Genomic DNA, 22436 nt, shown 5'->3' on the forward strand with positions numbered 1-22436 from the left:
GCTTCCGATCAGTCCTCGAGGGCGTCGCGCAGCCGACCCACCATGGTACGGGAGCCGGGGGCGACGGTCACGCGTGTATGAGCGGTGGACAGGGCCATGTCGTACACGTCGAGGATGGCGTCGGTGACCGCCGACCAGTCGTAGCGGCCGACGACGGCGGCCGCCGCGGTCCTGCGCGCATCGGCTGCGGCAGTGTCGGTGAGGGTGTCGAGGATGGCGCGGGCGAGGTCGTCTCCGTCACCGGTGCGGAACAGGGAGCCGTAGGCGCCGGCACCGAGTACGTCCGAGAAGGCGGTCAGGTCGGATGCGATCACGTGGGTGCCGGCTGCCATCGCCTCCACCAGTACGATGCCGAAGGACTCCCCACCGGTCTGCGGCGCCACATAGCAGGAGCAGGAGGCGAGCATGGCGGCCTTGTCGGCGTCCGAGATGCCGCCCAGGAACACCACCCGGTCGCCGTAACGGCTCAGGGAGTCCCGCACCGCCTCGGCCTCGCCCCGGCCGGCGATGAGGAACCGGGCGGAGGGGAGCGCCGCCAGCACCGCCGGGATGGCGCGGGCGAGCACCTGCAGCCCCTTGCGGGGCTCATCCAGGCGCCCGAGGAAGGAGATGGTAGGCGCCGTGGGAGTGCCGACGAAGCGGGGGTCGTCCTTGGGGGCCTGAGCGAAGGGAGCCACGTCCACGCCGTTGGGGATCACCACGGCGTCGCCGCCGTGGTACTGGATGAGGGTGCGCCGGGCCTCCTCCGATACGGCGATGCGGGCGGTGAGCTTCTCCATCAGCGGCACGGCCACCGGGGACAGCAGTTCACGGGTGAGCGAGCGGTCCATGGCTGCGTGGAAGGTGCCGACTACCGGGCAGGTGGCGGCCTGCAGCGCGAGCATGCCGACGCTGGGGGTGATCGGCTCGTGTATGTGCAGCAGGTCGAAATCGCCGGCGGCCAGCCACCGGTGGGCGCGGCGGGCGACCGCGGTGCCGAAGTTGAGGCGGGCGATCGAGCCGTTGTAGGGGATGGCGATGGAGTCGCCGGCGCTGGTGACCCAGTCGGGCAGCTCCAGGTCCTGTGAGGCGGGGGCGAGTACCTGGACCTCGTGGCCGCGGCGCATCAGCTCCCGGGCCAGGTCCATCACATGCACCTGTACCCCGCCGTGCGCATCGAGCGAATAGGGGCATACGATTCCTACTCTCACGGCTGCGGCTCCTGCCCGGCGCCTCCGGCCCGCTGCTGCGCGGCCTCGGCGGCGTGACGACGGGCCAGGCGCGCGGGGTCGAGGTCGGCGTCAAAGACCGCCTGCAGCATGTGCCAGTCGACGGCGTGCTCGGCCAGGCGCGGCGAGAGATCATCCACCCATGACCGGGTCCAGGCGGCCACCTGCTCACGCCCCTCAAGGCCCTCCGGTGCGGCGACGGGGCGAATGGTCAGGACGATTCCCCAGGGGGATCCGGCCCGACGGCGGCGCTCGCCCTCCAGGCGCTCGTAGTGCAAGGAGGCGCTGTACAGGGGCAGCTCCAGTCTGGCCGCCAGCGCGGCCGGCCCGGCGGCCACGCGCGCGCGATGGCCGCCGAGGTCGGTCGGCACGCCGGAGCTGGACAGGTCGCGATCGGCGAGCAGGGCAATCACATAGCGCCCTTCCTGAGCGGTCTGGATGAGTTGGTCGAATACCTTCTCCCCACGCCCCTGGCCGATGACCTTCATCCCCAGTCCCTCGCGGAAGCTGACGAACTGCTCGAACAGGTCGGCGGGCTCGAGCCTCTCGGCGACGGTGAGCACCTGGGCGAGCTCCTGGCCGGCCCAGGCGCCGGCCAGGTCCCAGTTGCCCATATGCGGCAAAGCGATGACGATGGAGCCGCGGGAGATGTCCGTGTAGACGCTCGGGTCGATGTCCGGGCGCACGCGGGCCCGAAGCTGCTCCAGGCTCATGCCGGGCAGGGCGAAGGCCTCGTAGAAGTAACGCATGTAGGAGCGCATGCCGGCACGGGAGACGCGACGCACCTCCCGCGCGGGGGTGTCGGGAGGCAGCACGCGCGCCAGGTTCTTCTCCAGCTGCCCGACCCCCTTTTCGCCGCCGCGCAGCCGGTGCAGCAGCCAGACGGCGTCGGCTCCGAGTGCGGACAGCCCGTAGCCCACGGGGGCGGGCAGCTTGCGCACGTGCCTCCAGGCCAGGCGGTACAGGTCCTCGATGCCGACGCTCACGAGCGCGTCTCCTGCGCGGCGCGCGGCAACTGGTCACGCACCGTCATGACTCTCTGCACGACGGTGATGAAGGAGGCGACGGCGATCAGTGCGAGCGCCGCCGTCAGCGCCCATGACGGCGCGCCCAGCCCGACGGCGAGCACGCCGATGGCGGCCACGACGAGGCGATCGGTGCGCTCGGCGACGCCGACGGCGGCGGTCGCGCCGACGGACTCGGCACGGGCACGCGCGTAGGGCACCGCGGCGGCGAGCACGACCACGCTCACGGCAATGGCCACGGTCCAGGTGCGCAACGGTCCCGGCTCCAGGTGCAGGGCCGCCCAGACGGCCAGGGAGCCGAACACGGCGCCGTCGGCCAGGCGGTCCATGGTGGAGTCGAGGAAGGCGCCGAAGGCGGAGCTGGTGCCCGTGAGGCGGGCGAGGATGCCGTCGAAGGAGTCGCCGATCAGCACGAGTGCCAGCAGGACGGGGCCAAGGATGAAATGCCCCTGCGGCAGGGTGAGCACCGCGACGGCGATGGTGGCCACCGTGCCTGCGACGGTGAGCATGTTGGGAGTAACGCCGACCCTGGCCAGGCCCCGGGCGGGGCCGGTGAACAGGGCCCGGGTCAGGCCGCGTCCGTGTTGTCCGAGCAAGGCGGGCTCCTAGTGATTCGGGCCGACGGGCCGGTCGGCGTCCAGGCCGGTGGGGGCCGTGTCCCAGGCGGCGGCGAGCTGGTCGCGCTGATCGCCCAGCAGCTGCGGCACGGGCTTGGTCTTGCCGATGATCGGCATGAAGTTGGCGTCCCCGGTCCAGCGCGGCACCACGTGCTGGTGCAGGTGGGCGGCGATGCCGGCGCCCGCGACCTGGCCCTGGTTCATGCCCAGGTTGAAGCCGTGCGGGTGGGAGACCGCGCGCACCACCTCCATGGCGCGGGCGGTGAGCCGCCCGATATCCGCGCGTTCGGCCTCGGTGGCCTCGGTCCAGTCCGAGACATGCCGGTAGGGGCAGATCAGCAGGTGGCCCGTGTTGTAGGGGTACAGGTTCATCAGCACGTAGGCGGACTCGCCGCGGTGCACGATCAAGGCGTCGGTGTCGCTGCGGCCCGGGGCTGCGCAGAAGGGGCACTGTGCCGCGGAGTCGTCGGCGGGCTTGTTCTGGCCGCCGATGTAGACCATGCGGTGAGGGGTCCACAGCCGCCCGAACGGGTCGGGGGTGTCGGCGGGTTGGAAGGGGGCCTCGATGCGCACGCCGTCGACGACGGTGCCGGTGAGCTCATCCAGCGGGCCGGCGCCGGAGGGCGCGCCGAGGCTCTCGGGCACGTCCGCCTGATCAGTCACGGCTGAGCCTCTCCCCCGCCGGGTCGTTGACGCGCTCGGCGATCACGCGGGTGATGTGGGCGACGGCCTCGTCCACCGGCACGCCGTTGGTCTGGGAGCCATCGCGGAAGCGGAAGGAGACTGCCCCGGCGTCGGCGTCCTCCCCGCCCGCAATCAGCGTGAACGGGACCTTCTCCTTGGCGGCGTTGCGGATCTTCTTGCCGAAGCGGTCGTCGGAGTGGTCCACCTCGACGCGTACGCCGTGGGCGCGCAGCTTGGCGGCGACGTCGTCGACGTAGGCGTCGAAGGCCTCGGCCACCGGCACCAGCCGCACCTGCACGGGTGCCAGCCAGGCGGGGAAGGCGCCCGCATAGTGCTCGGTGAGCACGCCGATGAAGCGCTCGACGCTGCCGAGCTTGGCGGCGTGGATCATGATCGGCCGCCGCCGGGTGCCGTCGGCGGCGGTGTACTCCAGGTCGAAGCGCTCGGGCTGGTTGAAGTCGTACTGAATGGTGGACATCTGCCAGGTGCGGCCGATGGCGTCCTTGACCTGCACGGAGACCTTGGGGCCGTAGAAGGCGGCGCCGCCCGGGTCGGGGACGAGCTGCAGCCCGGTGGAGTCGCACACCTCCTGCAGGGTGCGGGTGGCGGCCTCCCAGTCGGCGTCGGAGCCGATGAACTTGTCCTTCTTGGCGCCGTCCTCGTCGCGAGTGGACAGCTCCAGGTAGAAGTCCTCCAGGCCGAATGCCTTCAGGATCGACAGGAAGAACTCGATCTGCCGCCGGATCTCCTCCCCCGCCTGCTCGGGGGTGCAGTAGGTGTGGGAGTCGTCCTGGGTGAAGCCGCGCATGCGGGTGAGTCCGTGCACCACGCCGCTCTTCTCATAGCGGTAGTCGCGGCCCATCTCGAAGAACTTCAGGGGCAGCTCCCGGTAGGAGCGGCCGCGGGAGCGGAAGATGAGGTTGTGCATGGGGCAGTTCATGGCCTTGAGGTAGTACTCCTGGCCGGCCTTGGTGATACTGCCCTCGGCGTCGCGCTCCTCATCGGCGAGCATGGGCGGGAACATGGTGTCCGCGTAGTAGGGCAGGTGGCCGGAGGTGTGGAACAGGCCGCCCTTGGAGATCTCCGGGGTGTGGACCAGGTCGTAGCCGGCCTGGATGTGACGATCGATCACGTACTGCTCGATCTCGTGGCGCAGGATGCCGCCCTTGGGGTGGAAGACGACCAGGCCGGGGCCGATCTCCTCGGGGAAGGAGAACAGGTCCAGCTCGGCGCCGAGCCGCCGGTGGTCGCGGCGGGCGGCCTCGGCCATGCGGGTCTGGTAGGCCTTCAGGTCGTCCTTGGTGGCCCAGGCGGTGCCGTAGATGCGCTGCAGGGAGTCGCCGTTCTGGTCGCCCTTCCAGTAGGCGGCCGAGGAGCGGGTCAGGGCGAAGCCGTTGCCGATGAGCCGGGTGGAGGGCAGGTGGGGGCCGCGGCACAGGTCCTTCCAGACGACGGTGCCGTCGCGCCGGACGTTGTCATACATGGTCAGGCCGCCCGCCCCGACCTCCACGGAGGCGGACTCCGCGCCGGCGCCCTTGGTGGTGATCAGCTCCAGCTTGTAGGGCTGCTCGGCCAGCTCTGCGCGCCCCTCGGCCTCGGTGATGTCGCGCCGCCGGAAGGTCTGGCCCTCCTTGACGATGCGCTTCATGCGCTTCTCGATCTCGCGCAGCAGCTCGGGGGTGACGGCGTCGATGCCCCCGAAGTCGTAGTAGAAGCCGTCGGTGATGAAGGGGCCGATGCCGAGGTTGACGTCGGGGAACAGCTCCTGGACGGCCTGCGCCATGACGTGGGTGGCGGAGTGCCGCAGAATGTTCAGCCCGTCCTCGCTGCCGAGCGTGATGGGCTCGACTACGGCGTCCGCGGGGACGGCGCGGTCCAGGTCCCAGGGCTCACCGTCGACCTTCATGGCGACCACCTCGCGGTCGGCCGCGAACAGCGTGGTCCCCGTTGTGCCCGCCTCAATGGTGCGCTGTGCTCCGTCAACAGTGATGGCGAGTGTGGGCTGGGGTGACACGAATGCTCCTTTGATCAACTGATCAGCTCGGCGCGAGCTGTACTGGTGCTCGCGCGCACGCATCGGATCATACCGAGTGGTGCCTCCGCCTCAGCGGCCCAACCGCCCCCGCACGGCGTGACGCGCGCGACGTGCCCGCACCAGTGCCCGGTACAGCACCGGGCGCACCGCCACGTCCCAGGCGCCGTCGACCTCGGTGGGATGCTGGGCGAAGCGCCGCTTGTAACGGCCCACGCTGTACAGCTCCGGCACGCGCGTGGACTCGGCGCCCATCAGGTCCAGGCCGTGCATGCCCTCCTCGGCGAGTCGGCAGGCCACGGCCCAGTCCAGCGCCTCGGCGCCGCGGAAGGTGCGTGACTCGTTGGAGGAGGCGCCGTAGTAGGCGACCGCATCCTTGCCGGAGACGGTCACCAGGTCCCAGCAGTGCGGCACGCCGTCGCGCCGCAGCACGAACAGCCTGGCATGCTCCGGCCCCAGGCTGGTGAGCATGTCCCAGTACACCTGGGAGGGGTGCGGACGGAAGCCGTCTCGCTCGGCGGTGGCGACCAGCACCTGGTAGACGCGCTCGAACTCCTCCCGGTCCAGGCTGGTCTCCTCGGCCACGGTGCAGCCGGCCTCACGGGCGACGCGCTCAGCCCGGCGCACCCCGCGCCGCCCGTCCCGGGGCATGGCGGCACTGATGGCCTCAGGCGTTCCCGGACGCAGGTCGATGATGTAGGTGCGGTCGTAGGTGATGGAGCTGAGCAGCGGCAGGGTGTCGCGCGCCTGGAAGCGGGCGTGCATGCGGATGAAGGCGATGCGCCGGTCGCGCCGCCGCGCCTCGGCCACGAGCAGGCGCCGCAGCTCTGCCTCGCGCGCCGGAGTCTGCTCGCTGAGCCACACCGGGCCGTGCTTGGCCCACAGAAAGGGGCGGCCGGCCACCTGGTGGCGGTACAGGGCGATGACGGCGACCTTCCGGGAGTCGCACACGTAGGCGTAGCGGCCGAACAACTGCCTGCCCTGACTGCGTTCGAATGCCTCCCATGGCTCGGTCTGCTCCAGCGGCGCCGGCGTGCAGCCGATCGCTATGCGCATCTGACGGGCATCTAGGGGGACGAGGCTGCCGGGGGCGGGCGGCGTCGCTGTGGACATGGGCTGGCACTCCTGTGCGGAAACTGTGTTCAGCCACATCATAGGGAACGCAGCCCCGGACCCGCCCTCATCCGTGGGGATGATCCTGAGCCCCGAGTCCTCCTCAGGGAGAACCCCGACTCCTCCTCCGGGGGCGGGACTGGACGGCGTGCCGCCTCCTCCGGGCGGCGCCCGGACACCCCGGGAGGCGCCTTTCAGCGGCGTCGCAGCAGCGGCTTGGGATGGTAGCGATGGAACTTGCGGTCGTGGTTCAGCTTCTGCGCCGCGACCAGCAGGCGCCGCCGCAGCGAGCGCTCGGCCGGGTCCAGGAGCGGGTCGACGGCGCGCGGCGCCAGCCGCAGCACGCGTCGCCGCAGCGCCGGATCATCGAGCTGGTGGAGTACGAGATGATGCGGCAGCAGGCTGTAGAGCACTTCGCCACGGGCCTCGCGGCGCGGGCCGGGTCGGCCATCGACCAGGTCGGAGATCATCGACAGCATCGGGTTGACACCGGCAGCGCTCATATAGAAGGAGTTGCGGCCGATGCGCGGATTGACCTCGAAGAAGACGGCCCGCCCGTCGCGCGGGTCGATCTTGATGTCGAAGTTCGCGAAGCCGCGGTAGCCGACGGAGGCCAGCAGGCGCTCCGCCCCCGCCCACAGCTCCGGATACGCCTCGGTGATCATCGCCACCGGGTTGCCGATGAGCGTGGGCGCGTGGTCCTCGAGCAGCACCCGAGCCGAGCCGATCACCGTCGTCTCCCCGGTGGAGGCGATATAGGCGGTCACCGAGCGCATGGCGTCGTCCTGACCGGGGATGCGTTCCTGGATCAGGAAGGTGGAGTCGAAGCCGGCCCGCCGCAGGTCCTGCCACAGCGCGCGCAGCTGAGCCGGGGTGTCGAGGAAGTAGATCTTCCGCTTGCCCTCGAACTCCAGGTCGTCCCAGTCTGAGCCGATGGCCGCCTTGCCCACCAGTGGGAAGGGGATGTCGATCTCCGGGTCGCCGTCGGCGAGGTCGGCGCCGGTGATCTCGACCTGCCGCGGCGTGTGCAGGCCCAGCGCGGCACAGGCCTGCGCGAAGCCGACCTTGTTGCTCAGCTCGTCCATGGCCTGCACCGAGGGGAAGGGGACGACGTAGCGCGGCTCGAGCTCGTGCCTGTGGGCGGCCAGATCCCGCGCGACCGAGTCCCGGTTGGCCATCACGATGGCGCTGCGCTCCCCACGTCCGTCCGCCAGTTCGTGCAGCCGGGCGAGCATGGCGGCGGTGTCGTTGGACACCTGCGGCACGACGTCGATGTACGCGGAAAGGCTGATGGCCTCGATCGGGCTGGCCGACAACAGCTTGACCCGCTGACCGGTTGCGTCGTGGAGCTGGCGAGCCAGGGCGTAGGCGCCGATATCGCCGCCAATGACGACGGGGAGTAGGTCCGGTCGGGAGGGGGTTTGGCGCTGCGAGCGGGGCAAGTGGGACCTCCTGCTGGTGTGCCCGGGAACCGGGCCGCATTCAGAAACGAAGACCCCGGGCCATTCGGTCCGAGGTCTTGCCGGTGGGCGATACTGGGATCGAACCAGTGACCTCTTCCGTGTCAGGGAAGCGCGCTCCCGCTGCGCCAATCGCCCGAGCGGATGACGGGACTCGAACCCGCGACCCTCACCTTGGCAAGGTGATGCTCTACCAACTGAGCCACATCCGCATGTTCGGCCTCCCTGTGGAGGCACGCGAGAAAACTAGCAGAGGGCTACGGACGCTGACAAATCCTCCCGGCCTCGCGCACCGATGACCTCGCTCACGCCTCGCTGCCGACCGCCGTAGTGCGGCGCGGGCCGGCATGCGGGTGGCCGGAGCTCCACGATCCGGCCGCCCGCAGCCATCGGGGCGCCCGCGGACCTCCGAGGTGCAGGCGTTCGGTACGAAGTCATATGCAAGGTTCCCGTACCAGGACGTCAATCCGTGGCACAGTTGAGCCCATGCACAGTCCCGCACTCGTCTCGGCCGACTCGGCGGAGCAGTCAGCACAGCCCGTCGAGTCGCCCGCACAGCAGCCCAGCATCCAACCGTCGGTTCCGCAGCCAGCGGCGGAACCGGAGCGTCCCGAGCGGGCGGTATGGCCGGGCCGCCCCTACCCGCTGGGCGCCAACTACGACGGCTCGGGCACGAACTTCGCCCTGTACTCCTCAGCGGCCGAGGCCGTGGAGCTGTGCCTGTTCGACGACGACGGCCGGGAGACCCGCATCCCGCTGACCGAGGAGGACGCGGATGTGTGGCACGCCTACCTGCCGTCCGTGCAGCCGGGCCAGCACTACGGCTACCGGGTGCACGGCCCCTACGATCCGGCCAACGGTCATCGCTGCGACCCCTCCAAGCTCCTCCTGGATCCCTATGCGAAGGCGATCTCCGGCGAGGTGACCGGCTCGCGAGCCCTTTACTCCTACGACTTCGAGGATCCGTCGGCGCGCAACCAGGAGGACTCCGCCCCGGTCACCATGCGCTCGGTGGTGGTCTCCCCGTACTTCGACTGGGGCCGGGACCGGCCGCCCAGCCACGAGTACCACAACACCATCATCTACGAGGCGCACGTCAAGGGCATGACCAAGCTCAACGAGCGCATCCCCGAGCACCTGCGGGGCACCTACGCGGGCCTGGCCGAGCCGGCGGTGATCGAGCACCTCAAGGACCTGGGCATCACCGCGATCGAGTTGATGCCCGTGCACCAGTTCGTCAACGACACCTTCCTGCAGGACAAGGGGCTGTCGAACTACTGGGGCTACAACACCATCGGCTACTTCGCCCCGCACAACGCCTACGCCGCCCACGGCACCGACGGGCAGCAGGTCCAGGAGTTCAAGACGATGGTCAAGGCCTTCCACGAGGCCGACATCGAGGTACTCCTGGACGTGGTCTACAACCACACGGCCGAGGGCAACCACATGGGCCCCACACTGTCCTTCCGCGGTATCGACAACGCCGCCTACTACCGCCTGGTGGACGGCGACCAGGCCCACTACTTCGACACCACCGGCACCGGCAACTCCCTGCTGATGCGCTCCCCGGCGGTCCTCCAGCTGATCATGGACTCGCTGCGCTACTGGGTCACCGAGATGCATGTGGACGGATTCCGCTTCGACCTGGCCTCCACCCTGGCCCGGCAGTTCCACGAGGTGGACAAGCTCTCGGCCTTCTTCGACATCATCCACCAGGACCCGATCCTGTCCCAGGTCAAGCTCATCGCCGAGCCGTGGGACGTGGGCGAGGGCGGCTACAACGTGGGCGAGTTCCCCGCCCTGTGGAGCGAGTGGAACGGCAAGTACCGGGACACGGTGCGCGACTTCTGGAGGGGGGAGCCCTCCACCCTGGGCGAGTTCGCCGCGCGGATCACCGGTTCGTCGGACCTCTACCAGCGCTCCGGCCGCACCCCCGTGTCCAGCATCAACTTCGTCACCGCGCACGACGGCTTCACCCTGCACGACCTGGTCTCCTACAACACCAAGCACAACGAGGCCAACGGCGAGGGAGGCGCCGACGGCGCCTCGGACAACCGCTCCTGGAACTGCGGCGCGGAGGGCCCGACGGACGATCCCGACGTGCTGGCGCTGCGGGGGCGGCAGGTGCGCAACTTCATCGCCACCATGATGTTCAGCCAGGGCGTGCCCATGCTCTGCCACGGCGACGAGATGGGCCGCACCCAGGGCGGCAACAACAACGGCTACTGCCAGGACAATGAGATCACCTGGGTCAACTGGGACCTGACCGAGGAGCAGGAGGACCTGCTGCAGTTCACGCGCAACATGATTCGCCTGCGCCGGGAGCATCCGGTGCTGCGCCGGCGCCGGTTCTTCACCGGCGCGGCCGGCCACGGCGGGGAGTCCGAGCTCGGCGAGATCGAGTGGCTCAGCCCCTCCGGCGCCCGCATGACCGACGAGGACTGGGACACCTGGTACGCCCGGGCGATCACCGTCTTCCTCAACGGCCATGCCATCCACGAGCCCGACGAGCGCGGCCAGCGCATCGACGATGACTCCTTCCTGGCGCTGTTCAACGCCTCCGGCGAGGACATTGTGTTCACCCTGCCGGGTCCGGGTCACAGTCCCCGCTGGTGCACCGTGCTCGACACCGCCCCGAGCACGGCTCCCCGCCCCCAGCAGGTGGCGACCGGCTCCGGCGAGGAGTGGGAAGCCGGCCAGCAGGTGACGGTGGAGGCCCACTCCATGCTGTTCCTCATCTCCATCCCCGAACCGGAGCCGGAAGCGCCCGAGGACCGGCGTGAGCATGAGGAGACGGCCGCTGACACCGCCGATACGGCCGCCGAGGTCACCGGGGCGGCCACCGGTGCCGTCGGCCCGACCGCCCCGACACAGCTGAACGCAGCAACGGCAGGAGGCGCCGCATGACCACCCCTGGCTCCGACCGGCACCTGCCCTCCCCCTCTCACCGCACCCCGGTGACCACCTACCGGCTGCAGCTGGGCGCGTCCCTGACCTTCGACGACGTGCGTGAGCTGCTGCCCTACCTGGGCGAGCTGGGTGTCACCGACCTGTACCTGTCGCCAGTGCTGGCCGCCAGCCCGGGGTCTACGCACGGCTACGACGTCGTCGACCACAATCGCATCAGCGACGTCATGGGCGGCCGGGAGGGGCTGGAGAGGCTCGCCCGGGCCGCGCACGACGCCGGCATGGGCGTGTTGGTGGACATCGTCCCCAATCACATGGCGGTGCCGACGCCGCTGTGGCACAACCCCGTCCTGTGGTCGGTGCTGCGTGACGGCGAGGCCTCGCCCTACGCGACCTGGTTCGACGCCCCCCGGGGCGAGAAGCTGTTCATGCCGGTGCTGGGCAAGCGCCTCGGGCAGGCGCTCACCGACGGCGACTTCACCATTGAGCGAAGGGCGATCCCCACCGAGCCGGAGCGGGGCCAGCAGTGGGTGCTGCGCTACTACGACCACGTCTTCCCGCTCGCCGAGGGCACGCACGACCTGCCCCTGCCCGAGCTGCTGCAACAGCAGCACTACCGGCTGGCCTACTGGCGGGTGGGTGATGAGGAGCTGAACTACCGCCGCTTCTTCGACATCGCCACGCTCGCGGCCGTACGGGTGGAGGACCCGCAGGTCTTCGCCGGCTCGCACGCGCTCGTCCTGGAGCTGTTCGACGGAGGCGTGATCGACGCCCTGCGGGTGGATCACCCCGACGGTCTGGCGGACCCGGAGGGTTACTTCGAGCAGCTGTCCCGCGCCACTGACGGTGCCTGGATCGCCGCCGAGAAGATCCTCGCCCCCGACGAGCTGCTGCCCGGCACGTGGCCCGCCGCGGGCTCGACCGGTTACGACGCCGCCTGGCGGATCGATCAGCTGCAAGTCGACCCCGCCGGCGCCGCGCCGCTGGGCGCGCTGATGCAGGAGCTGACCGGCCAGGCACCGATCGACTACCCCCGCGTGGCCGCCGACGCCAAGCGGGAGATCATCGCCGGCTCGCTCTCCGCCGAGGTCAACCGGCTGACGCGGCTGCTGTACTCGCTGACCTCGCAGGACATCTACTTGTCCGACCACACCTTCCGCGATCTGCGGGCCTGCGTCGTCGAGCTGCTGGTGGCCGCGGACCGCTATCGCGCCTACGTGGTTCCGGGGCGGGCCGCCGATCCCGAGCAGGCCGCCGTGCTGCGGTCCAGCGCCGAGCGGGCGCGTGCGCATCTGACCGCCGAGCAGAGCCAGACCCTGGATCTGGTGGTGGCGATCCTGCTGGGCGAGGAGATCGGTTCCGGCAAGGTCTCCGCAGTGCCTGAGCGGGGCGAGGTCATCACCCGCTTCCAGCAGGTGTGCGGTGCGGTGACCGCCAAGGGCGTGGAGGACACCACCTTCTACCGGTGGACGCATCTGACCAGCCTGACCGAGGTGGGCGGTGACCCCGGCGGTTTCGCCCTGTCCGCTGATGAGGCGCACGCCTGGGCCGCGCGGGTGCAGGCCGGCTGGCCCGCCACCATGGTCACCTCCACCACACACGACACCAAGCGCGGCGAGGACGTGCGCGCCCGCATCGACGTGCTGGCCTCCTACGGCAACGAGTGGGTGGAACTCGTACACCGGTTGCGCGAGTTGACGGCCGACGCTCGGCCCGCCGATCTGGACGGGCGCACCGAGAATCTCCTGTGGCAGACGCTGTGGGGTACCTGGGCGCCCGAGACCGCGGACCCGATCGACGCCGAGCGCCTGGGCGCCTACCTGGTCAAGGCCTCCCGCGAGCAGAAGGCGTGGACCACGTGGACCTCCCCCGACACCGATCGTGAGCGCCGACTCGTCGATTACGCCGGCCACCTGCTCACCCGCGCCGACGTGTCCGAGCAGCTGGACGCCTTCGCCGCGCTGACCTCCCCGGCCGTGCGCAATACCATTCTGGCCAACAAGGCGATGGCACTGACCTGGTTGGGGGTGGCTGACGTGTACCAGGGCAGTGAAACGACCCGTACCAGTCTGGTTGATCCGGACAACCGGCGCCCGGTCGCCTATGCGGGCGAAGCCGGCCTGCGCGCGGCCCTGGAGCGGGCCTCGCGGGCGCGCGCCGGCGCCGACCTCTCGCTGGATGCGGCCAAGCTGCGGCTCACGTCGCGGTTGTGCCGCCTGCGCGCCGAGCGACCCGAGACCTTCGTGGGGGCGCGTTCGGGTTATCGGCCGCTGCCGGTGAGCACGTCCTGCGCCTTCGCCTACGCTCGGACGCTCGACGGCGAGGACGACGTCGTCGTGGTCGTCCGACGCCTCGGGCGGCGCCTGGAGCGCATCGGCGGCTGGGGTGAGCACACCGTGGATCTGCCCGTGGGTCCCTGGGACGACGTGCTCACGGATGCGCGGGTCCCGGGGGGCTCCCGGCGCCTGTCCGACGTGGTCGCGGACGCGCCGGTGACCGTGCTGGCCCGCCCGCGCCGCATCCGCGACTGACGTCCGGCCGACCCGGCGCTACTGCTGCTCCGGCGCCTCGGCCGCTCCGGGGCGCAGCGAGCGCAGGCGGCCGCGCACTGCGGCCACGCCGGACTCGGCACGATGCTTAAGCTCCAGTGCCCTGACAAGGCCGGCATATACACGCGGCCGGACGGGCAGGTCCCACGGCCCGGGAATGGCCACGGTCCCCTCGGGCGTGAACTTGCCCTTGAAGGAACCGACGCCGTTCAGCTCGGGAGTCCGCTCGGAGCCGGCGCCCATCAGGTCCCAGGTGCGCACCCCCCGTTCACGCAGCCAGCAGCCCTCCTTGTACAGCAGGGCGTCCGCGGCCCGGCCCCGACGTCCCTCCGCCGTCGACGCGGCGTAATAGCGCCCGGCGCCGTCGCCCCACAGGGTGTCGATGCTCCAGGCCAAGGCCTCGCCCCCGCCTCGGCGGGCGACGTACAGGCGGCAGTGATCGGGGCCGAGAGTGCGCAGCATGGTCCGGTAGGTATCCTCCGGAGCGGCGCTGAAGCCGTCCCGATCGCCCGTCTCCAGCAGGATCTGGTACAGCTCCCCGAACACCTCCTCGGCCTTGTCGGTCTCGTCGTGGTAGGTGAGTTCGGTGTTGCGCAGCGCCTTGCGCACATCACGGCGCCCCCGCGGCTTGAAGGAGGCGAGAAAGGCCTCGTCGTCGGCCCGATCCACGTTCAGGATGACGGTGTGGTCGTAGGCCATGGTCTGCAGCAGCTCGCGCAGCTCCGGGGCGGGGTGCGTGCAGTGCAGGCGCACGAAGACGACCGCTGGATCGTGGAACCGCACGCCCTCCACCAGCAGCTCCCGCAGCTCGGCCTCCTCGGCGGCGGTGGGCTCCTCGGCGGCGGTGGGCTCCTCGCCGAGCCACACGGGCGCGTGGCGGGCCCACAGATACGGAAAGCCGCGCACGTCCATACGGGTCAGTGAGATCAGTGCACGCGGGGTGCCGGCGGCGGTCTCGTAGACCAGCCGCCCCCAGGGCTCGCGTCCCTCCATGGCGGCGTCGAAGGCGTCCCATGCCGCGGTCTGCTCAATGGGCAGCGTGGTGGCGGCGTCTTCGGCAATACGACGGAAGGTCTCCCAGTCGATGCGCCGCATGGAGCCGCGGGATGCGAGGGGGGTGGCGTTCTCGGGCGAGGTCATGGAGTGTGTTCCTGTCCTGTTCTACTTGGCTGGTGGTGTCGCGGCCGCGAGCGGCGCCGCCTGGCCCGTCTCACGATAGACCAGGACTCCGGCCCATGGCGTGGTTGGACTCGTCAGACGTGTCGGACCGCCGGATCGGCGTGGCGACGCTACCTGCGCATATCCGCCGGTAGCCTGGGGCGGTGGCAGACATCCCCCGCGTGCAGGCTCGTGAGGCGGCCGCGGATACGATCCCGGATCGCTTCCGCACCGCGCTGGAGTCGCTGCGCTCCACTCCCCGGCCGCGCGGCCTGATCCTTCAGGAGGTGCCTGCGTCGTCCCGCCTGGCCCCGTATGCGGCGGCGCTGACGGCGGAGACCGTCCAGACCGAGGCGGGCACGCCGGTCGCCTCCGGACGCTTCGTCGTGCTGCACGATCCCGACACTCAGGCCGCGTGGGACGGAGACTTCCGCCTGGTGGTGATGGCGCGCTCGCGCGTGGATCAGGAGATCGGCACTGACCCCCTGCTCGGCTCGGCCGCCTGGTCCTGGCTGACCGACGCCCTCGACCACGCCGGCGCCGGCAGGCGCGCCCTGGTGGGCACCGTCACCCGGGTGCTGTCAGACACCTTCGGCGGCCTGGAGCTGACGGACGCCTGCGCGCATGTGGAGATCCGTTCCTCCTGGACGCCGTCCACCCCCGACCTGTCGCCACACCTGCTGGCCTGGTACGAGCTGATCCACCTCACCGCCGGGCACGAGCCGGAGAGCGCCGTTCCACTGGGCCTGGCGGGGGCGTCCCGGTGACCGGCGCCCGCGTGCCGCACTCCGCCGTCACCCCGGGCACGACCGATAACCCCGTGCCCGCAGAGGCGGTGGTCTCCTACCAGCGCCCCGCGGAGGGACTGCCCCCGGTCACGGATACGCCGGCGGCACTCGCCGCCGCGGCCGCAGCCCTTGCCCGTGGCTCCGGTCCGATCGCGGTGGACGCCGAACGAGCCTCCGGCTTTCGCTACGGGCAGGACGCCTACCTGGTACAGCTGCGGCGTCAGGGAGCGGGGACGGTGCTGGTGGACCCGCTGGGAGCCGGCGACCTGTCCGCCCTGGCCGCCGCCCTGGACGGGCCGGAGTGGGTGCTGCACGCCGCCGACCAGGACCTGCCGTGCCTGACGGCGCTGGGACTGACGGCCGGCGCCCTGTTCGACACCGAGCTGGCGGCGCGCCTGCTGGGGCGCCGGCACGTGGGACTGGGCGCGGTGGTCGAGGAGACGCTGGGGCTGCGGCTGGCCAAGGATCATGCGGCCGCCGACTGGTCTACCAGGCCGCTGCCGGAGTCCTGGCTGGTTTACGCGGCCCTCGATGTGGAACTGCTCCTCCCCCTGCGCGACGCCCTCGCCCAGGAGCTCGAGGCCGCCGGAAAGGCCGACTGGGCCGCCCAGGAGTTCGAGTACGAGCGCACCCGGCCGATCCGGCCTACCCGGATTGACCCCTGGCGCCGCACGCCCCGATCCGGCCGGGCGGTGCGCACGCCGCGTTCGCTGGCGGTGCTGCGCGAGCTGTGGACCGTCCGTGAGGAGCTGGCCCGGGAGCTGGACGTCACGCCGTCGAAGGTGCTGCCCCACCGCGCCCTGGTCGCGGCGGCCGTGGCCCAGCCGTCATCGCGCCGCCGTCTGGCCTCGCTGCGGGAGTTCTCCTCCCGGCAGGGTCGCCAGCACCAGGAACTGTGGTGGCAGGCGGTGGAGCGCGCCCTGGCACTGCCCGATGACCAGTTGCCGCCCGTGCACGCCCCACTCGCCCCCGGAGAGCTGCCCCAGCCGCGCTCCTGGGGCCGGCACCACCCGCAGTCCGCGGCGGCGCTGGAGCTGGTACGCGGGGCGGTGCGCGCCCAGGCCGAGCTCCTGCGCATTCCGCATGAACTGCTGCTGGGCACCGAGGTACAGCGGCATCTGGCCTGGGGCATCGGCGAGGCCGCGGCCGCCGGTGAGCGCGTCGACGTATCCGTGGCGGCCGTGGCCGTCCGGCTGGAGAGGCTCGGGGCCCGGCACTGGCAGGTGGAGCAGACGTCCGCGCCGCTGTCGGTCGCCCTCGGCTGACCGCCGAGGTCGGTGGAAGTCACCTGACCCAGGTCGGTCGTTTCGGCTCGAGCCCGCCGAGTCATGCTGGGCCATGCAGGATCGTCGGCCGCACCTAGGCTAGAGTCCCAGGCGCTCGCGCAGCACGATGTCGGCGATCCGCAGGTTCGTCTCCAGGAACTTGTAGGCCTGCAGGGGAATGAAACGGCGGCGCCTGAGTGTCTGTGGCGTCGGCAGGGGCGCCCGGGCGATGCGTTCCGCCTCCAGCGGGTCGAGTTCCTCGGGGCTGGGGCTGCCGGCCGCTGGCGCAGTTGCGGTAGGGGGCATCATGTCGATCACTCCGGAATGAGGAACCAGCCCGGCAGGGCCTTGGCCTTGTAGATGAACAGGTAGTGGAGCATGTACTTGATCCAGTGCCCGAACAGGCCGATCTCGCCACGGGTGTGGTACGGGTGCCTTCCGGTCTGGGGGTACTTGTGCTCGTCCGGGACCACCGGGTACATGATCATGGCGGCGGCGGATCCCGTGCGCAGGTTGGCCCCTGTGGAGGCCACGCAGGAGGCGCCCATGCGCGCCATGGAGGCCTCATGCAGCGGCCTGTCGCGCCCCTTGATACGGTCGACGATCGACTCGGCGCAGGCACGGCCGATCGTGCCGGCGGGCTGGCCGGTACGCGGCGGCGCCGGTGCGATCGGCGTCCCTTTGGGGGTGCTGCGCGGTCGGGAGATCGCATGCGGGGGCGCGAAGGCGATACCGGCGGCGAATAGCTCGGGATAGGTGGGATTCTGGTAGGTCTTCGGCCAGTCCTCCGCGCTCCATTCCTCATAGGGCTTGCGGGTGTAGTCCGCGTCAACCTTCATGAAGCCGCTGGGGGCGAAGACGACGTCGGTGATGTCGGCACCGTGGCGGTCGTATGCCTTCAGGGGCTGGCCGGTGAACGGCGGCAGGAGCATGGCGAAGTCGAAGTCCAGGGTGTGCGTGGCGCCGTCGAGCGCCTCATACACCAGCCGGCCCGGATCGACCCGAGTGACCGCCGCCCCGGTGATGGCCTTGACCTGGCGCTCTCGGAAGAGGGATTCGGTCCATAGTTGCGAGGTGGTCTGGTAGCCCTCCTGACGGAAGCGCATGCCACCGACCCCGAAGTCGCCGAGCTCGGCCTCATTGGTCAGGTAGACCACCTCGCAGAGTTCACGCACGCCGGCCTCGCGCAGCTCGAAGTCGACGTTGAAGGCGTACTCGAAGGCGGCTCCCTGACAGGTGCAGGTTCCGTGTCCCATGCCGATGACCAGCCGCTGCGGACGGCCGCCGCGGGCCGCCGCAATGACCCCGCGCAAGGCGCGGGCGGTCTGGTCGGCGTGCACGGCGGTGCACACCGACCAGGTATACCCGCCATCTGGCCCCAGTCCCGGTGTGGCGGCGAAGTCGAGTCGGGGCCCGGTGGCGTTGATCAGATAGTCGTAGGCCAGGCGCCGGACTTCGCCCTTGCGCGAGGGCTCGGTGAACTCCAGCTCGACCTGTGGTCGTGGCGTCTCGGCCCGGTCTGCCGGGTGCCCCTCGGGGTAGATGGCGGTGGCCTTAGCCTGGTGGAAGCAGATGCCCTGGCGGCGGTAGACCGGCGCCAGGGGGAAGAGCACCTGCTCCTTGCCCATGCGGCCGGTGCCCACCCAGATGTTCGAGGGAATCCAGTTCCACTGCGCGTTGGGGCTGATGACCACGACCTGGTGCCGGCGGGGCAGCATTCGGCGCAGGTGCAAAGCGGCCGTGTGCCCCGCGACACCGGCGCCGAGGACAACGACTCGTGCCATGATCATCGAACCTCATGCGATTGAAGGCGCCGACGGCGTTGTCGGCTATATCACATGGTACTGGTTAGACACGCGGATTGTCATGACACGAATTCGACACCGGCTGGATCGCGTGAATACGTCGGCCGGACCCGATTCGGGTCCGGCCGACGTATCGAGGTGCTCAGTGCACGGTGAATCCGTGCGCGCGGAAGATCGCCCGGGTGGACTCCACCAGTTCCGGTTCGGGCGGCCGGGTGTCACGAAGCCTGTACTCCAGCTTCAGGGCATCCCACTTGTCGGTACCCATCTGGTGGAAGGGCAGTACCTCCACGCGGGAGACCACCGGGCGCCATCGCTCGATGATCCGAGCCACGTTCTCAACGTTGTCAGGATCATCGGTCAGTCCCGGCACCAGCACGAAGCGAGCCCAGGTCTCGATGCCCTTCTCGGCGAGCCGGTCACCGAAGGCGATGGTCGGGGCGAGTTCACGCCCGGTCACCCGCTTGTAGGTCTCCTCATCGCCGCTCTTGACATCCAGCAGCACCAGGTCGATGTTGTCCAGCATCTCGTCCGAGGCGTTGGCGCCCAGGTAACCGGAGGTATCGATGCAGGTGTGGATGCCCATTGCCTTGGCTCCGGCGAGGATGCGCCCGGCGAAGGCGGGCTGCATGAGCACCTCTCCACCGGACAGGGTGATACCGCCACCGGTCGCCTTGAAGACGTTCCGGTAGCGCCTGATCCGCCGCAGAATCTCGTCCGCCTCCACCGGCTCGCCATCACGCATGAGGAAGGTGTCCGGGTTGTGGCAGTACAGGCAACGCAGCGGGCAGCCGTTGAGGAAGACGGTCATCCGGGTGCCCGGTCCATCGACCGCCGTGACGAGCTCCCAGGAATGGATGGATCCCAGAGATCCCTCCCGCATCCGGGCCAGGCGCTCCGACCTCTCCAGGTCGGTCAGTTCTTCGAGCGCGCCGATTCCAGCCCCGCGCAGACGGGCGGCCGGGGCCAGAAAGTCCTGGTCCCGGCCGCCGGTCTGCTCCGGGGTGATGGTCTCAGTCATCCGAGTCCTTCACCCGTTGTGGTTCAGGCGCCGGCGTGGAAGGTGCGGTTGAGCACGTCCAGCTGCTGCTCACGCGTCAGCTTGACGAAGTTGACGGCGTAGCCGGAGACGCGAACCGTCAGGTTGGGGTAGTTCTCCGGGTGCTCCATGGCGTCCTCAAGGGTGGAGCGGTCCAGCACGTTGATGTTGGCGTGGTACAGACCCTTGACGCCACCGGTGTCATCGCGCTGCGCCTTCATGGACTCCAGGCGCTCTTCATACGTGGCCATAGCAGGCCCCTTTCTGGTGAGGTGAGAAATGTGTATTCGGATGGTCTGGTGGCCCGCCGCTTGGGCGGCGGGATCAGACCTCGGCGCAGTCGTCGGGGACGAAACCGGCGTCGAGGATGCCCACGAGGTTGGACACGCGCTCGTCGAGCGTGCGGCCCAGTCCCTGGGGCGTGATGGTGTTGGTCAGGGAGATGCCGTCAAGGGCATCGTTGTAGTCCAGCTTGCCCACGCTCAGCATGGAGGCCACCATGCCGTGGGTGTCCATGCCGTTCTCCGGGTTGGCGCCCGGGGAGAAGGGGGTGCCCTTCTTGTGGCCGGACGGGAAGGAGCCGGTGGCCTTGCCGTAGACGACGTTGGAGGTGATCGTCAGCACGGACTGGGTCGGGATCGCGTCCCGGTAGAAGGGCTGCTCCTTGATCTTGGACATGATCGTGTGGACCACGGTGGCGGCGATCTCGTCGGCGCGGTCGTCGTCGTTGCCGTAGATCGGGAAGTCGCCCTCGGTGACGTAGTCGACCACGAGCCCGGTCTCGTCGCGCACCGGGGTGACCTTGGCGTACTTGATGGCGCTCAGCGAGTCGGCGACGATGGACAGCCCGGCGATGCCGCAGCCCATGGTGCGCACGATCTCGGAGTCGTGCAGCGCCATCTCGATCGACTCATACGCGTAGCGGTCGTGGCAGTAGTGGATGATGTTCAGTGCCTCTACGTAGGTGCCGACCACCCAGTCGAGCATCTTCTCGTACTTGTCCCAGACCTCGTCGAAGTCGAGCGGGGCGTCGCCCTCGATGCCGGGCAGGCCGGCGACGATCTGCTTGCCGGTCATCTCGTCGCGGCCGCCGTTGATGGCGTACAGCAGTGCCTTGGCGGCGTTGACGCGGGCGCCGAAGAACTGCATCTGCTTACCCACCCGCATCGGGGACACGCAGCAGGCGATGGCGGCGTCGTCGCCCCAGTGCTCGCGGATCTGCTCGTCCGCCTCGTACTGGATGGAGGAGGTGGTGATCGAGATCAGGGCGCAGAAGTCCTTGTATCCCTGGGGCAGCTCCTCGTTCCAGAAGATGGTGATGTTCGGCTCGGGGGCGGGGCCGAGGTTGCGCAGGGTCTGCAGCAGGCGGAAGGAGGTCTTGGTGACCAGGGTGCGCCCGTCCTCGCCGAAGCCGGCGTCTGACCAGGTGGCCCAGTAGGGGTCGCCGGAGAAGATCTGGTCGTAGTCGGTGGTGCGCAGGAAGCGGGTGATGCGCAGCTTCATGACGATGTTGTCGATGAGCTCCTGGGCGCGGGACTCGTCGATGACGCCGGCCTTCAGGTCGCGCTCGAAGTAGATGTCCAGGAAGGCGGACAGGCGGCCGATGCTCATGGCGGCGCCGTCCTGGGACTTCACGGAGGCCAGGTAGGCGAAGTAGGTCCACTGCACGGCCTCGTGCGCGTCCTTGGCGGGACCGGAGATGTCGAAGCCGTAGGAGGCGGCCATGTTCTTGAGCTTCTTCAGCGCCTTGATCTGCTCGGCGTGCTCCTCGCGGTAGCGCGCCCAGTGCTCGGAGAAGGGCTGGTCGGCGACGGCGTCCTTGGCCTTCTGCTTGAGCTCGATGAGGCGGTCGACGCCGTACAGGGCCACGCGACGGTAGTCGCCGATGATCCGGCCGCGGCCGTAGGCGTCCGGCAGACCGGTGATGATGTGGCTGGAGCGGGCGGCGCGGATACGGGGGGTGTAGATGTCGAAGACGGCGTCGTTGTGCGTCTTGCGGTAGCGGGTGAAGATCTTCTTGACCTCGGGGTCGACCTCCTTGCCGGCCTCCTTGATCGCCTGCTCGACCATGCGCCAGCCGCCGTTGGGCATCATGGCGCGCTTGAGCGGCGAGTCGGTCTGCAGCCCGACAATGACGTCGTCGTCCTCGCTGATGTAGCCGGCGGGGAATGCGTCGATGTCAGACGGCGTGTGGGTGTCGACGTCGAGGATGCGCACCTTGCGCTCCTCGGACAGGTAGTTCTTCTCCAGGGTGTCCCACAGGCGCAGGGTCTTGTCGGTTGCGCCGGCGAGGAACGATGCATCGCCGGTGTATGGCGTGTAGTTGCGCTGGATGAAGTCCCGGACGTCGATATCCTCGGTCCACGGGCCCGTGGTGAAGCCCTCCCACGCGTCGCGACTGGTGGTCTCCTCCGCAGTGGCGGATGCTGTGACCTCGGTTGTCATCCGTGCCCTCCTATAGGGTGGGTGGCCAGGGCCACCCGGTTGCTTGCGCCCTTGTGAGGCGCGGCGGTACATCGTTGCGCCGTCGACCCAAGACTAGGCCAGACGTCCCGCCTTGTGTCAGGCCGATTTGAAACCAGCCGGTGGGATCACTCACAGGCCACCTCCAGCCCGCACCCACCTAGGACTTTAGTCCCGACCTGCGGATGTTGTCCCGCCTCCGGCCACGCCACCCGCAGGCCGCCCGGGTTCGGCGGAATTCCCCCGTTCCGGCAGCGGCTCGGAAGCGGCTCGTGACTGCCGTCATATCAGGTCTGCGTCCCGCCGGCCCCCGGAGCGTCCCG

At 69.9% G+C, this 22436-nt stretch carries 17 protein-coding genes and 2 tRNA genes; 4 read left to right on the forward strand and 15 right to left on the reverse strand.

The genetic code is table 11. The features are described from left to right. Positions 1–8 precede the first annotated feature (8 nt). From BLR49_RS06580 to BLR49_RS06620, 9 genes are all read right to left on the reverse strand, one after another. Positions 9–1190, reverse strand: a complete 1182-nt coding sequence (locus BLR49_RS06580) for a glycosyltransferase family 4 protein (protein ID WP_092535300.1) — start codon at positions 1188–1190, stop codon at positions 9–11. Then, complete coding sequence (locus BLR49_RS06585) at positions 1187–2194, reverse strand: phosphatidylinositol mannoside acyltransferase (RefSeq protein WP_092535303.1); 1008 nt, start codon at positions 2192–2194, stop codon at positions 1187–1189. The genes BLR49_RS06580 and BLR49_RS06585 overlap by 4 nt, the downstream gene beginning before the upstream one ends. Beyond that, positions 2191–2829 carry a phosphatidylinositol phosphate synthase gene (gene pgsA / locus BLR49_RS06590; RefSeq protein ID WP_092535306.1) on the reverse strand — a complete coding sequence of 213 codons (639 nt, stop codon included), beginning with the start codon at positions 2827–2829 and terminating at the stop codon, positions 2191–2193. The genes BLR49_RS06585 and pgsA overlap by 4 nt, the downstream gene beginning before the upstream one ends. 9 nt (positions 2830–2838) lie before the next feature. Next, positions 2839–3456 carry an HIT family protein gene (locus BLR49_RS06595; RefSeq protein WP_245690531.1) on the reverse strand — a complete coding sequence of 206 codons (618 nt, stop codon included), beginning with the start codon at positions 3454–3456 and terminating at the stop codon, positions 2839–2841. A 49-nt stretch (positions 3457–3505) separates the two neighbouring features. Continuing rightward, positions 3506–5548 carry a threonine--tRNA ligase gene (gene thrS / locus BLR49_RS06600; protein WP_092535312.1) on the reverse strand — a complete coding sequence of 681 codons (2043 nt, stop codon included), beginning with the start codon at positions 5546–5548 and terminating at the stop codon, positions 3506–3508. A 90-nt stretch (positions 5549–5638) separates the two neighbouring features. Continuing rightward, positions 5639–6679: a lipid II:glycine glycyltransferase FemX gene (locus BLR49_RS06605; protein WP_245690520.1), complete on the reverse strand. Its 1041-nt coding sequence runs from the start codon at positions 6677–6679 to the stop codon at positions 5639–5641. 194 nt (positions 6680–6873) lie between these two features. Next, positions 6874–8121 (reverse strand): carboxylate--amine ligase, encoded by a 1248-nt coding sequence (locus BLR49_RS06610; protein WP_092535315.1) that lies wholly within the window; start codon positions 8119–8121, stop codon positions 6874–6876. An 84-nt stretch (positions 8122–8205) separates the two neighbouring features. Then, a tRNA-Val gene (locus tag BLR49_RS06615) sits at positions 8206–8277 on the reverse strand. A gap of 1 nt (position 8278) precedes the next feature. Beyond that, positions 8279–8351, reverse strand: a tRNA-Gly gene (locus BLR49_RS06620). A 274-nt stretch (positions 8352–8625) separates the two neighbouring features. Between BLR49_RS06620 and glgX the strand changes: the two genes are divergently transcribed. Continuing rightward, a complete protein-coding gene (glgX, locus tag BLR49_RS06625) occupies positions 8626–11046 on the forward strand; it encodes a glycogen debranching protein GlgX (protein ID WP_092535318.1) in 2421 nt (806 codons plus the stop codon). After that, positions 11043–13577, forward strand: a complete 2535-nt coding sequence (treY, locus tag BLR49_RS06630; protein WP_092535321.1) for a malto-oligosyltrehalose synthase — start codon at positions 11043–11045, stop codon at positions 13575–13577. The genes glgX and treY overlap by 4 nt, the downstream gene beginning before the upstream one ends. Positions 13578–13595: 18 nt before the next feature. On the opposite strand, the gene BLR49_RS06635 is transcribed toward treY, so the two are convergent. Then, positions 13596–14735: a lipid II:glycine glycyltransferase FemX gene (locus BLR49_RS06635; RefSeq protein WP_092535324.1), complete on the reverse strand. Its 1140-nt coding sequence runs from the start codon at positions 14733–14735 to the stop codon at positions 13596–13598. 182 nt (positions 14736–14917) lie between these two features. Here BLR49_RS06635 and BLR49_RS06640 point away from each other — a divergent pair, with 182 nt between their 5' ends. After that, positions 14918–15520, forward strand: coding sequence for a DUF3000 domain-containing protein (locus BLR49_RS06640; protein ID WP_092535327.1), 603 nt, complete (start codon positions 14918–14920; stop codon positions 15518–15520). Continuing rightward, positions 15517–16806: an HRDC domain-containing protein gene (locus tag BLR49_RS06645; RefSeq protein ID WP_245690522.1), complete on the forward strand. Its 1290-nt coding sequence runs from the start codon at positions 15517–15519 to the stop codon at positions 16804–16806. The genes BLR49_RS06640 and BLR49_RS06645 overlap by 4 nt, the downstream gene beginning before the upstream one ends. Before the next feature lie 99 nt (positions 16807–16905). On the opposite strand, the gene BLR49_RS06650 is transcribed toward BLR49_RS06645, so the two are convergent. The 5 genes from BLR49_RS06650 to pflB form a co-directional block, all read right to left on the reverse strand. Continuing rightward, the gene (locus tag BLR49_RS06650) at positions 16906–17115 is read right to left on the reverse strand and encodes a hypothetical protein (protein ID WP_092535330.1); all 210 of its coding nucleotides are present in this window, start codon (positions 17113–17115) and stop codon (positions 16906–16908) included. 5 nt (positions 17116–17120) lie between these two features. Next, entirely contained in the window at positions 17121–18590 is a 1470-nt protein-coding gene (locus tag BLR49_RS06655) for an NAD(P)/FAD-dependent oxidoreductase (RefSeq protein ID WP_092535501.1), read from the reverse strand. Between the two features lie 163 nt (positions 18591–18753). After that, complete coding sequence (gene pflA, locus BLR49_RS06660; RefSeq protein ID WP_092535333.1) at positions 18754–19632, reverse strand: pyruvate formate-lyase-activating protein; 879 nt, start codon at positions 19630–19632, stop codon at positions 18754–18756. Positions 19633–19655: 23 nt separating this feature from the next. Then, a complete protein-coding gene (gene grcA2, locus BLR49_RS06665) occupies positions 19656–19901 on the reverse strand; it encodes an autonomous glycyl radical cofactor GrcA2 (protein ID WP_092535338.1) in 246 nt (81 codons plus the stop codon). Positions 19902–19974: 73 nt separating this feature from the next. Next, positions 19975–22095, reverse strand: a complete 2121-nt coding sequence (gene pflB / locus BLR49_RS06670) for a formate C-acetyltransferase (RefSeq protein ID WP_092535341.1) — start codon at positions 22093–22095, stop codon at positions 19975–19977. Between the last annotated feature and the right edge of the window lie 341 nt (positions 22096–22436).

It is taken from the genome of Actinomyces ruminicola, assembly GCF_900103885.1.
Classification (GTDB): domain Bacteria; phylum Actinomycetota; class Actinomycetes; order Actinomycetales; family Actinomycetaceae; genus Actinomyces; species Actinomyces ruminicola.